The sequence below is a fragment of the Streptomyces sp. NPDC055140 genome (genome assembly GCF_053607285.1).
In genome coordinates, this window is sequence record NZ_JBSGTG010000002.1 from 279401 (window position 1) to 292432 (window position 13032).

At 70.5% G+C, this 13032-nt stretch carries 8 protein-coding genes; 4 read left to right on the forward strand and 4 right to left on the reverse strand.

What is annotated here, in order from left to right; genetic code table 11:
• Positions 1 to 63: 63 nt before the first annotated feature.
• A complete protein-coding gene (locus ACWFR4_RS05145; RefSeq protein WP_453650895.1) occupies positions 64 to 1038 on the reverse strand; it encodes a multicopper oxidase domain-containing protein in 975 nt (324 codons plus the stop codon).
• A gap of 208 nt (positions 1039 to 1246) precedes the next feature.
• Here ACWFR4_RS05145 and ACWFR4_RS05150 point away from each other — a divergent pair, with 208 nt between their 5' ends.
• A complete protein-coding gene (locus tag ACWFR4_RS05150; RefSeq protein ID WP_453650896.1) occupies positions 1247 to 3763 on the forward strand; it encodes a ThuA domain-containing protein in 2517 nt (838 codons plus the stop codon).
• Between the two features lie 5 nt (positions 3764 to 3768).
• Positions 3769 to 5967 carry an OmpL47-type beta-barrel domain-containing protein gene (locus ACWFR4_RS05155; protein WP_453650898.1) on the forward strand — a complete coding sequence of 733 codons (2199 nt, stop codon included), beginning with the start codon at positions 3769 to 3771 and terminating at the stop codon, positions 5965 to 5967.
• Between the two features lie 40 nt (positions 5968 to 6007).
• Here ACWFR4_RS05155 and ligD read toward each other — a convergent pair whose 3' ends face one another.
• Positions 6008 to 7033 (reverse strand): non-homologous end-joining DNA ligase, encoded by a 1026-nt coding sequence (gene ligD, locus ACWFR4_RS05160; RefSeq protein ID WP_453650900.1) that lies wholly within the window; start codon positions 7031 to 7033, stop codon positions 6008 to 6010.
• An 80-nt stretch (positions 7034 to 7113) separates the two neighbouring features.
• On the opposite strand from ligD, the gene ACWFR4_RS05165 reads away from it, so the two are divergent.
• Positions 7114 to 8175 (forward strand): ATP-dependent DNA ligase, encoded by a 1062-nt coding sequence (locus ACWFR4_RS05165; RefSeq protein WP_453463060.1) that lies wholly within the window; start codon positions 7114 to 7116, stop codon positions 8173 to 8175.
• Between the two features lie 30 nt (positions 8176 to 8205).
• On the opposite strand, the gene ACWFR4_RS05170 is transcribed toward ACWFR4_RS05165, so the two are convergent.
• Entirely contained in the window at positions 8206 to 10278 is a 2073-nt protein-coding gene (locus tag ACWFR4_RS05170) for an acetate--CoA ligase family protein (protein ID WP_453650902.1), read from the reverse strand.
• Between the two features lie 2 nt (positions 10279 to 10280).
• Positions 10281 to 11075 carry an enoyl-CoA hydratase-related protein gene (locus tag ACWFR4_RS05175; protein ID WP_453650904.1) on the reverse strand — a complete coding sequence of 265 codons (795 nt, stop codon included), beginning with the start codon at positions 11073 to 11075 and terminating at the stop codon, positions 10281 to 10283.
• A gap of 158 nt (positions 11076 to 11233) precedes the next feature.
• On the opposite strand from ACWFR4_RS05175, the gene ACWFR4_RS05180 reads away from it, so the two are divergent.
• Positions 11234 to 13015, forward strand: a complete 1782-nt coding sequence (locus tag ACWFR4_RS05180; RefSeq protein WP_453650906.1) for an acyclic terpene utilization AtuA family protein — start codon at positions 11234 to 11236, stop codon at positions 13013 to 13015.
• Positions 13016 to 13032: the final 17 nt, after the last annotated feature.

A 13032-nucleotide genomic window follows, 5' to 3' on the forward strand; every position in this document is an offset into this window, starting at 1 on the left:
TCAAGGTGATGATCCCCGTCCTCCCCGGAGGTGTACACCCGTCGCGTACGCCTCGGTCAGCCGCTAGCCGGTGTGACCCGCCGGGTGGTGCGGTTCGTAGCCCGGGATGGTGCCGTCCTCCTTCTTCACCAGGAACAGCCCCACCATCCCCATGTCGGAGTGGCTCTGCACGTGGCAGTGGTACATCCAGGCGCCCGCCCCGACACCCTCGCCCGCGATGATCTGGAAGCCGAACGAGTCCGCGGGGCCGACGATCTTGTTGTCGACGACCCGGCTCGGGTCGTCCGGGCCGGTGAGCATGCCCGTACGGTTGTCGGCCCAGCGATGACCGTGCATGTGGAAGGTGTGGTAGTACTCACCGTGCGTGATCATGACGATCTCGACGCGATCACCCACCGTGGCCTCGAAGTCGGGGCCTTCGTGCGCCGGCTTGTTGTTGATGGTCATGTCGTTGAAGACGATCGTGAACGTGGCGTCCGGGAGGACGTCGCCCTTGCGCCGGACGATCACCGGCCCGTACAGGCCCTTGCGGATGCCGCCGGTGCCGTGTTCCGTGCCGACGACGTGGTCGTGGTAATGCCAGTACCCCGCACTGCCCACGCGCCACGTGCCGTCCTTGCGCCGGCCCGGGGCGTGCGTGCGCCAGGTGTAGGTGCGCTTGCCGCCGGGTTCGACATCGCTCTTGTTGAGCTTGGTGCCGTCGCTGGAGACCTCGTAGTCGAGGCCGTGGACGTGCAGGCTGGCCGCCACGTCCATGGTGTTCTCGAACTCGATGTGCAGGGTGTCGCCCTCGTTGAGCTCGATGAGGGGGCCGGGTACGGATGCCTTCCCCTTCTCGAACCCGTAGCCCATCTGCCCGTCCGCGAGCTTCTCGGCGTACATCTTGATGTGCCTGACCTCACCGCCGGCCGGGGCCGTGCGCACCGGGCCGTCCGCGGGGGCGGCATCCGTCGCCGCGATGAGTGACAACGATGTCGCCGTCGTCGCGGCTGCGGCCCCGCCCATCAGCACCCGCCGGTTGAAGCTGCGTCTGTCCATGTCGAACTCCCCACTCTCGTACGGGACTTACGCGGACGTGCCACCAGGGCCTGCCGTGACGACCAGAGAGACGGTAACCGGGTGATCTTCGTTTATCCACACTCAGGACAAAGTTCGCGCCACTGCGGCCATACCTATTGGCGAGCCGCGAAAAGAGGTCTAGCTTCATCCGCGCCGTACCTGTGACCGACGAGGGGTGGGTGAACTCATGCGGTCCACGCCGCATCAAAAACCCTTGGGCGTAAGAGGGTTGGACAGAGAAAGACGCAGACGACGCCGTGCCGTCGCCGCGGTCCTGGCGTCCGGGGCGGTCGCCGCCGGACTCCTCACCGGGCCCGCCGCCAGCGCGCGTCCGTTCCCCGAACCATCCGTGACAACGATGTCCCTGCCGTCACCTCCCGGCGGGGCGAACGTGCGCGTCCTGGTGTACTACGGCTCCGCCGCGGGCGGCGACGAGTCACCGGTGGTGAACGCGGGGATCGCGGCCATCGAGAAGATCGGCCAGAGCGGCCCCGCCGCCCAGCGCTTCAAGATCACGGCGACGGACGACGCGTCCGTGTTCACCAACGCCACCAAGCTGGGCCGTTTCAACGCGGTCGTCTTCCTGACCGGCGGCGGCGACGTGCTCGACCCGGACCAGGAGGCGGGGCTCGAGTCGTTCATGGAGGCCGGCGGCGGATTCGTCGGCATCCATGACGCGGCCCGCGCCGAGCCGTACTCGGACTGGTTCACCGGCCTGATCGGCGCGCGCCCGGCGGACTCCAGCCCGGCGAACGTCCAGCGGGCCACCGTCGAGGTCGGTGACCGTCAGCATCCGGCCACCAAGGACCTTCCCGTGCAGTGGAAGCGGCCCGACCAGTGGCTGAACTGGGTGAAGAACCCGTCCGGCTCGGTGCACACCGTCGCCCGGGTCCGCGAGTCGACGTACCAGCCGGGCGCGAGCGCCAACGGCGCGGACCACCCGGTGTCCTGGTGCCGCGACTACGACGGCGGACGCTCCTTCTACACGGGCATGGGCGGCACGGCCTCCAGCTACGACGAGGTGGACTTCCAGTCGCATCTGCGCGGCGCCCTGCTGTGGACGAGCCGCATCGTACGCGCCGACTGCAAGGCCGCGATCGACTCCAACTACAAGGCGGAGCGCCTCACCCAGCCCAACCAGGCCGGCCAGAACGACCAGATCGGCGAGCCGCACGGCCTGGTCACCGCGCCCGACGGACGCGTCCTCTACATCGGCCGCGGCGGCGCCGACTCCTCGCAGTCGGTGATCACCGACTGGAACAACCCCGATGTCGGCAAGGGCAAGGGCGAGATCCACGTCTACGACCCGAACACCAAGAAGGTCACCCAGGCCGGAGCGCTGACCGTCTTCGGCAACAAGGGCGGCGGCGACGAGCTGACCAAGGTCGAGGAGGGTCTGCTCGGCATCGAGCTCGACCCGAAGTTCGAGCAGAACGGCTGGGTGTACCTGCACTACACCCCGCACTCGCAGATCGACCGTGACAAGCAGATGGCCGAGCGCCGCGTCTCGCGTTTCACGCTCGACCTGAACACCAACAAGCTGGACATGGGCAGCGAGAAGGTGCTGCTCAAGTGGCCGGTACAGATCCACAGTTGCTGCCACGCGGGCGGCGGGATGGCCTGGGACTCCAAGGGCAACCTGTACATCGCGACCGGTGACAACAACTCCTCCGGCTTCAGCGACGGCTACTCGGGCAACAACCCGCAGCCGAACTACAAGGGCGTCTCCTTCGCGGACGCGCGCCGCACCGCCGGCAACACGAACAACCTCAACGGCAAGATCCTGCGCATCCACCCGGAGGCCGACGGCACGTACACGCTGCCGGAGGGCAACCTCTTCACCGGCAAGGAGACGGCCGAGGGCGGCGGCAAGACGCGCGGCGAGATCTATGTGATGGGTGTCCGCAACCCGGCGCGCATCTCCGTCGACAAGAAGACCGACACGCTGTACGCGGGCTGGGTCGGCCCGGACGCCGGTGAGCCGTCGACGACCTGGGGTCCGGCGAAGTACGACACGTTCGCCGTCATCACCAAGGCGTCCAACCGCGGCTGGCCGTACTGCATGGGCAACAAGCAGCCCTACCGCGACCGCAATCTGCCGGACCCGACGAAGCCGCTCGGCTGGTACGACTGCGACCACCCGAAGAACGAGTCGCCGAACAACGACGGTCTCGTCAACCTCCCGCCGGTCACCGGCAACAACATCTGGTACTCGCCGCAGGGCGGGGCGCCCGACTACCCGCGCGACGCCAACGGCATCCCCTCGTACAAGAAGGAGGAGGCCAAGTACCTCCTGCCGTGGCTGAAGGGCGGCGGCCAGGCGGCGATGAACGGTCCCGTGTACCGCTACGACGCGTCCGTCCCGAACGCCGACAAGTGGCCGAGCTACTGGGACGGCAAGTGGTTCGTCGGTGACTTCTACGACGGCACGCAGCCGCGGCACGCGGTGATCACCGACCCGAAGACGGCCGGCGACGGCGGCATCCCGGTGCACGCCGAGAACCTCAAGAAGATCGTGCCGGTCGGCAACGACGGCATCAAGAACCTCATGGACTGGAAGTTCGGCCCCGACGGCGCGCTCTACGTCCTCGACTACGGCCGCGGCTTCTTCACCTCGGACGCCAAGTCAGCCCTGTGGAAGGTGACTTACACGGGCGGCGAGGCGACCCCTGCGGCCGGTGACCTGGCCAGGAAGGCGCAGTGATGAGGATGCGCAGCAAGAACCGGCGAAGACTGTGGACGGCGCTGTTCGCCGCCCTGCTGATGACGCTCGGACTCGGCTCCCCCGTCGCGTTCGGGCAGGACGCCCCCGTCGCCGCCGCGCAGCAGGTCCTGAACTGGACCGGCAGCGACGACATCACCAAGTACGCCTCGGCGCCGACGACGGCGGTCGCGGGCGCGACGACGATCGTCTTCGAGAACAGCGCGGCGACCGGCAACACCATGGGCATGCCGCACACGCTGACGTTCGACACGTCGGACCCCGAGTACAACAACGACGTGTCGGTGAACATCCTGGCCAACCCGAACGACAGTGAGGGCGGCAAGCACTCGGTCGAGGTCACCCTGACCCCGGGCCGCTACCGCTATCACTGCTCGATCCCCGGCCACGAGGGCATGCAGGGCATCCTCGTCGTGACCGAGGGCGGCGACGACACGGCCGCGCCGGAGACCTCGGCGAAGGTCGACGGGCAGAAGAACGCCCAAGGGGAGTACGTGGGTTCGGCGTCGGTCAGTGTGACGGCGACGGACGCGGGCTCCGGTGTCGACAAGGTCGAGTACGCGGTGGGCGCCGACGGCGCCTGGCAGCCGTACACGACCGCGGTGGTCGTCGACCAGGTCGGGGCGCACAAGATCCGCTACCGGGCGTCCGACAAGGCGGGGAACGTGGCGGCGGAGAAGTCGGTCGACTTCACCGTGGTCGCGCCGCCGACGGACGACAAGACGCCGCCGGAGACCTCGGCGACGGTCAGCGGCGAGAAGAACGACAAGGGCGAGTACCTCTCGATGGCGACGGTCACGGTGACGGCTTCCGACACCGGATCCGGCGTCAACTCCATCGAGTACGCGGTGGGTTCGGACGGTGCCTGGCAGCCGTACACCTCACCCGTGATGGTGCACGAGGTGGGCGCCCACACCGTGCGCTACCGGGCCGCGGACAAGGCGGGGAACATGGCGGCGGAGAAGTCGGTCGACTTCACCGTGGTCGCGCCGCCCGTGCAGGACAAGACGCCGCCCGAGGTGTCGGCGAAGGTCGACGGCGACAAGAACTCCGACGGCGCGTACCTCAAGAGCGCCAAGGTGACGGTCTCCGCGACGGACGCCGACTCGGGTGTCGACAAGATCGAGTACTCGCTCGACGCGGGCCCCTACCTCGCCTACACGGCGCCGGTCGTGGTGGACCGGGCGGGCGCGCACACGGTCGCGTACCGGGCGACCGACAAGGCCGGCAACACGTCGGCGGCGAAGTCGGAGGCCTTCACGGTCACCACGGGCGGCGGGGTCCCGGCACCCAACTGCGCGGAGTTCGACGAGCGGTTGACGGTGATCGTCGGCACGGTCGACACGGGCATCCCGAACCGGGTCACCAACAACCGGTGCCGGATCAACGAGTTGATCGAGGACGAGCGGGAGTGGACCTCGCAGGCCCTCTTCCTCAAGCACGTCAAGACCGTCACCGACAAGCTCCTCAAGGAAGGGGTGATCGACCAGCGCGAGTACAACAAGATCAACCGCGCCGCCAAGCAGTCGGGGATCGGCAAGCCCGGCCAGACCGAGGGCTACCGCAAGATCTTCGACGGCACACAGGGCTCGCTCGACAAGTGGGAGCAGGTCGGCGGCGGCAAGTTCGGCCTGAACACGGACGGCTCGATCACGTCGAGCACCACGGTCGAGGGCATGGGCATGCTGTGGTTCCCGCAGCGCAAGTACGGCGACTTCTCGCTGAAGCTCCAGTGGCGGGACGACGCGCCGGGCACGGGCAACGCCAACGGCGGTGTCTTCGTACGCTTCCCGTGGGTCCACGACCACCCGGAGGAGTCGCGGCCGGAGTGGGTCGCCATCAAGTACGGGCACGAGGTGCAGGTCCTCGACCGTCCTGACGGTGACATGTACAAGACCGGTTCGATCTACGGCTTCGACCGCGTGGGTCTCGCGGGCGCGGGCGTCACCCAGAAGGGCACGTGGAACGACTACGAGATCCGTGTGGTCGGCCAGCACTTCTCGATCCTGCGCAACGGTGTCCTGATCAACGAGTTCGACAACACGGGCGGTCAGGTCTTCGAGCCGCCGCGCGGGGACGACCCGGGCACGGACGGCCGGCGGTTCTCCTCCGGCTATGTCGGGCTCCAGGTGCACAGCACGACGGACGTCATCTCGTACCGGGACATCCGCATCAAGGAGCTGTAACAGGCTGTATTCATAAGGGAGTTGAGCAAGTCGAGCCGGGTCAGTCCTCGTGTCTGGCCCGGCTCGGCTGTACCCGCTTGGGCTCGCCCGGCATCTTCGGGTACTCGGGCGGGTACGGCATGTCGCCCAGGCCGCGGTCCCGTTCGTCCTCGTCGGCGAGTTCGAGGAGCGCGTCGAGCCGGAAGGCGTGCTCGTCCATGTCCTCGTGGACGTCACCGAGTTCGGCGTAGCGGGCCGGCATGGAGCCGATGTCGAAGTCTGCCGGGCGCGCGTCGTCGACCTCGTCCCAGCGCAGCGGCGCGGAGACGGGGGCGCTCGGCCAGGGCCGTACCGAGTAGGCGGAGGCGATGGTGCGGTCGCGTGCGGTCTGGTTGAAGTCGACGAAGATGCGCTCGCCGCGCTCCTCCTTCCACCAGGCCGTGGTGACGCGGTCGGGCATACGGCGCTCCAGCTCGCGGCCGCAGGCGATGGCCGCGCGGCGCACCTCGACGAACGTCCAGTGCGGGGCGATCGGCACGAAGACGTGGATGCCGCGGCCGCCGGACGTCTTGGGCCAGCCGCGCAGGCCGCCGAAGTCATGGAGGACGGAGCGCAGCTCGTGGGCGGCGCGGACGGCATCGGTGTAGTCGGTCCCGGGCTGCGGGTCGAGGTCGATGCGCAGCTCGTCGGGGTGGTCGGGGTGCGCGCGCCGGACGGGCCAGGGGTGGAAGGTGAGGGTGCCGTACTGGGCCGCCCAGATGACGGCGGCGATCTCGGTGGGACACATCTCGTCCGCGTGGCGCCCGCTGGGGAAGGTGATGGTGCCGGCGGGGATCCAGTCGGGCATGTTCTTGGCGGCGCGCTTCTGGTAGAAGGACTCGCCGTCCAGGCCCTCGGGGTAGCGCTGGAGGGTGGTGGGGCGGTCGCGCAGGGCGCGCACGATGCCGTCGCCGACGGAGAGGAAGTAGCGGGCGAGGTCGAGCTTGGTGTAGCCGGGCTCCGGGAACATGACCCGGTCGGGGCTGGACAGGCGTACCGTCCGCTCCCCCGCCTCCAGCTCCACCGCCGCGCCGTTCGACTTGCCCATGCGGGCCACGCTAGGCGCATCGGCCGACTTGCGCATACCGGGCGGGTGAGGGCGCATCGCGTCAGAATCGGCTCATGGTCATGGATCTGCCGGTGATGCCGCCCGTGAAGCCGATGCTCGCCAAGTCCGTCGCGAACATCCCGCCGGGGATGAGTTACGAGGCGAAGTGGGACGGCTTCCGCGCGATCGTGTTCCGGGACGGCGCCGGCCTGGAGATCGGCAGCCGCACGGGCAAGCCCCTGACCCGCTACTTCCCCGAGCTGGTCGCCGCCCTCCTCGACCGGCTGCCCGAGCGCTGTGTCCTCGACGGCGAGATCGTGATCGCCCGGGACGGCCGGCTCGACTTCGACGCGCTCACCGAACGCATCCACCCGGCCGCGTCCCGGGTCAAGACGCTTGCGGAGCGGACCCCGGCGTCGTTCGTGGCGTTCGACGTACTGGCCCTTGGCGACGAGTCACTGATGGACACGCCCATGGTGGACCGCCGGGCCCGCCTGGCCGAGGCGCTGTCGGGCGCGACGCCTCCCGTCCACCTGGCCCCGTCGACGACCGACGCCGAGCTGGCGCAGACGTGGTTCGAGCAGTACGAGGGCGCGGGCCTCGACGGGGTGATCGCCAAGCCCTTCGACCTGCGCTACCGCGAGAACGAACGCCTGATGTTCAAGATCAAGCACGAGCGCACCGCGGACTGCGTCGTGGCCGGCTACCGCTTCCACAAGAGCGGCCCGGTGGTCGGCTCCCTGCTGCTCGGCCTGTACGACGACGAGGGCGTTCTCCAGCACGTGGGCGTGTGCGCGGCGTTCACGATGAAGCGGCGTACGGAACTGATCGCGGAGCTGGAGCCGCTGCGGCTGGAGTCGGCGCAGGACCATCCGTGGGCCGCGTGGACCGAGGAGTCGGCGCACGAGAAGGCCCGGCTGCCCGGGGCGACGAGCCGCTGGACCGGCAAGAAGGACCTCTCGTGGGTGCCGCTCGAACCGCGGCTCGTCGCCGAGGTGGCGTACGAGCACATGGAGAACGGCGCGCGCTTCCGTCACACGGCCCGCTTCCGCCGCTGGCGCCCGGACCGGACGCCCGAGAGCTGCACGTACGCACAGCTGGACGAGCCGGTCCGGTACGACCTGGCGGATGTCCTGCGCTGAGGGCTGTACGCGAGGCGCCGCCGGGTGCCGTCAGGCCAGGCCGACCAGGCAGTCCACGGCGACCGGGGCGCCGCCGTCCGTCACCAGCAGGGGATTGATGTCCAGCTCGCGCAGGTCCGGGGTGTGCAGGACCAGTTCCGCGACGGTGACGAGCACGTTCGTCAGCGCCTCCTCGTCGACCGGGCCGACCTCGTGCGCCACCCGGGCGGCGGCCGCGCGCAGTACGTCCCTGGCAGCCGGCAGCAGTACGGCCGTGCGCGCCGCGTCCGCGGCCTCGGCCCGGTCACCGCCTGCGCCGACCAGCAGGGCAGGTCCGTACAGCTCGTCGCGCACCGCGCCCACGGCGACCAGACCGCTGTGCGGGACCAGTGGCTGCACCACCAGACGGCGCGCGGTGCGTACGCCCTGCCGCTCTGCGAGCGCCGCCAGTTCCCTGACGACGTCCGGCACGTCGGCAGCCGGTACGCCGATGCGCACCAGCCCGAGCTTCGCCCGGTGCACCGCGTCGGGGCTGTCCACCTTGACGACATAGCGGCCGTCCGGCGCATCCGGGAGCACCAGATCGTCCGCCGGGTCCGAGCAGACCGCCGTCAGCGCGTACGGCACGCCCAGCAGGCTCAGGGCCGGGTGCCCGGCGGCCTCGGTGACCACGCCGGCCACGGCGCCCGCGCGCAGCAGGGCGCCCGCGTCCGACACGGCGGCGGGCGCGTCCCCGGCGGCGGGCGCCGCCTCGGGGACGGGTCCGGTCCCGGCCGCGGCGAGGTGCCGGGTGAGTGCGGCGACGCTGGGCCAGACCGTTCCCGGCAGCAGGCCGTCGGCCGCGCCGGGCGGAGCCGCCGCCCACACCATGCGGGCCGGTGTCCGCAGTCGCGTCATCTCGTCGGCCAGGAGCCGCACCGAATCCACCGCCGAGTCCGCGATGGCGAAGTAGACGACGATCAGGTCGGCGTCCGCCTCCTTGTCGAGCAGGTGCAGCAGTGCCGTGAACTCCTCCACGCTGTCCTTCCACTGGGCACCCACGTCCACCGGGTTCCCCGCACCGGCGAGACCCGGGAAGCCCAGGGCCCCGATCCGCTCGGACAGGTGGCCGGGCAGCTCGAAGACATCGGCACCGCCCACGCTGAGACGGTCGGCGAGGAGCGCCCCGCCGCCGCCCGACATGGTCACCACGACCGTGCGCCCGGCGCTTCGCGTGCGTATCTCCTCGCCCTGCGCGCAGGCCAGCACCGTCTCCGCGAAGTCCTCGTCGTCCTCCGCGACCAGGATCCCGGCCTGCCGGCACAGGGCGGCGAAGAGCAGCGCGTCGCCCGCGACGGCGGCGGTGTGCGAGAACGCCGCCCGCTTGCCCGCCTCACTCACGCCCGTCTTCAGCACGACGACCTGCTTGCCCATCGCCCGTGCGGCGCGGCCGAGTTGGGCCAGGGCCGCCGGGTCGCGCACCGCTTCCAGGTACAGGCACAGCACCCGGACGTCGGGACGGCCCAGGAGGTAGCGGCCCAGACTGGAGACGTCGTCGCAGGCCTCGTTGCCCGCGCTGACGTAGTAGCTGTACGAGACCCCGCGCTGCTCGAGGAGTTCAGCGAGGACGATGCCCATCCCGCCGCTCTGCGTGACGATCGCCACCGGGCCCGGTGCGGGGGCCGGGCGGTCGAAGTAGTGCGTGGGCGAGGCGTGCAGGGAACCCGGGCGGCTCACCAGGCCCACGCAGTTGGGCCCGACCAGCGGCATGTCGCCGGCCGCGGCCCGGAGCTGCTCCTGGAGCTCGATCCCTTCGGGTCCTGTCTCCGCGAACCCCGCCGACAGGACGATCACCGCGCCGGTGCCTGCGGCCCGTGCACGTGCGACACCGTCCACGGCGGCCTTCGGCGGTACGGCGACCACCAACAAGTCCAGTGGAGCGTCGAGTTCACCGAAGTCGGCGACGGACGGAATCTCTACCTCCGAGCGGGGGCCGACGGCGATGATCTCGCCGTCGAAGCCGCCCGCCCGCAGGCGCTCGACCGTCAGCCGGCCCCAGGTGGCGGGGCGGCTCGACATCCCCAGGATCCCGATACGGCGCGGGAAGAACAGCTGGTCGAAAGCGGCCTTCGACTTCTCTTGCATTCTCAGCTCCGGTCAGTGGTGGTAGCGGGCCAGACCGGGGAGCGCCGCTCGCGGAAGGCGGCGATCCCCTCCTTCGCCTCGGCGGAGGCGAAGTAGGTACGGGAGAGCTCCTGCAACTCCGCCATGAGTGCGGCGCGGCCGTCGGCGGTGGTGTGCGCGGCGGGTCCGTCGAGGAGCGCCTTCGTCCCGGCGAGGGCGGCGGGGCCGCCCCGTACGAGCTGCTCCGTGAAGGAGGTGACCGTCGCGTCGAGCGCTTCGTCCGGTACCGAAGCGGTGAGCAGTCCGCAGCGGGCGGCCCGTGCCGCGTCGAAGACCGCCCCGGTCAGCAGGAGTTCCTGGGCGTTGCGGCGGTCCATCAGGGGCAGGCACACCGCGCTGATCACGGCGGGCACGACGCCGATCCGGACCTCGCTGAACGCGAAGTCGGCGCTGTCGGCCGCGACCGCGAGGTCGCAGGCGGCGATCAGCCCGAGTCCGCCGGCCCGGGCGCGTCCCGCCACGCGGGCGACGACGGGTTTGGGGCATCCGGTCAACTGCCCCAGGACATCGGCGAGTCCGACGCCTTGCGTGGACGGACTGTCCCGGTCGCGCTCCTTGAGGTCCGCGCCGGAGCAGAAGACCGGGCCGGCCGCCGTGAGCACGATCGCGCGCACCCGCGCATCGGCACACGCGTCCGCGAGCGCCGCGTGGAGCTGTGCGAGCAGGGCCCGGGAGAGGGCGTTGCGGTTGTGCGGGGAGTCGAGGGTCACCGTGGCGACTCCGTCGGCGCCGACGTCATAAGTGATCAGTGAGTCCACTCCCTCTCGGCCATTCCTGCACGGGCATTGCCCCGCAGGGGATGTAGAAAATATTCTATTAGTTGTACGGTACATAGATCGGCAGGCGGGCGGAAGCCCTCTGCGCCCCCGTACGCACAGGGCAGTTGCGCAGTTTCCCGGCTACTCAGGAGGCCCATGTGACCCCGTCCGACCCCTCTCCCCTGCGCATCGCCAACTGCAGCGGGTTCTACGGGGACCGGCTCTCGGCCGCCCGCGAGATGGTCGAGGGCGGCCCGATCGACGTACTGACCGGCGACTGGCTGGCCGAACTCACCATGCTGGTACTGCACAAGGACCGCCTGCGCAGGCCCGGCGGCGGCTTCGCCCGCACGTTCGTGCAGCAGCTGGAGGAGGTGCTGGGCACCTGCGCCGAGCGGGGCATCCGGATCGTCAGCAACGCCGGCGGGCTCAACCCCCAGGGCGCGGCCGAGGCGGTCCGCGCGCTCGCGGACCGCCTCGGCATCCCGCTGCGCGTCGCCACCGTCACCGGTGACGACCTCACGGGGCGCCTCGGTGAACTGGCCGCCACGGACGAACCGTTGACCAATATCGACACCGGTGAGCCGCTCGCCGCCCTGGGCCGCCCGCCGATCACCACCAACGCCTATCTGGGCGGCTCCGGGATCGCCGCCGCGCTGCACTCCGGCGCCGATGTGGTGGTCACCGGCCGGGTCACGGACGCCGCCCTAGTGGTGGGCCCCGGCATGTGGCGCTTCGGCTGGGACCCGGGGCGCGCCGAGGATCTTGACGCGCTGGCCGGGGCGGTGGCCGCGGGCCACGTCATCGAGTGCGGCTGCCAGGCGACCGGCGGCAACTACTCCTTCTTCCAGGAGGTCCCCGACCTCGCGAACTGCGGCTTCCCGCTCACCGAGCTCCACGCGGACGGCAGTTCGGTGATCACCAAGCATCCCGGTACAGGCGGCCTGGTCTCGGTGGGCACGGTCACTGCCCAGCTCCTGTACGAGATCGGCTCGCCGCACTATCTCAACCCGGACGCCGGCGCCCGCTTCGACACCCTGCGGCTGATCCAGGAGAGCCAGGACCGGGTGCGGATCGAGGGCTGCCTCGGCACACCCGCCCCCGAGCGGCTCAAGGTCGCCGTGAACGCCGACGGCGGCTACCGCAACACGATGACCGTCTCGATCGCCGGTCTCGACGTCCCGGCCAAGGCGAAACTCGCCGAGGAGGCGGTGTGGGCCCGCATCCCGGGCGGCCGCGCGTCCTTCGAGCGCGCCGAGGTCGACCTGCTGCCCGGAGACCCCGGCGAGCACGCCCCCTCACTGCTGCGGATCACCGTGCTCGACCCGGACAAGGAGAAGGTGGGGCGGGCCTTCTCGGCCGCCGTGGTGGAGACGGCGCTCGCCACGTTCCCCGGCTATCACACCGTCACCCGGCCGTCCGGCGCGAGCTCGTACGGCATCTACTGGCCGGCCTCCGTCCCCGCCCGGCTCCTCACCCATCAGGTGGAGCTGGACGGTGTCGTCACCGCGATCCCGGCCGCGCACCGTGCGCCCGACGCACCGGCCGGCCTCCCGCCGCTGCCGGCCCCCGACCCCGAAGGGCCGAACCCGTTCGCCGGTGAGCACACCGTCCGGCTCCCCCTCGGCACCCTCATCGGCGCCCGCTCCGGAGACAAGGGCGGCAACGCCAACCTCGGCCTGTGGGCGCGGAGTTCGCATGCGTACGCGTGGCTCGACCACCACCTCACCACCGCGCGGCTGCAGGAACTCCTGCCCGAAACCGCCCCGTTGCGCGTCGAGCGGTACCGGCTGCCCAATCTGCTCGCCGTCAACTTCGTGATCCACGGACTGCTGGGCCGCGGTGTCGCCGCCAACACCCGGCACGACCCGCAGGCCAAGAGCCTGGGCGAGCAACTGCGCGCCCGCCTCGCCGACATCCCCACCGCCCTGCTGGCCTGACGTACCTTCCCGAGAGG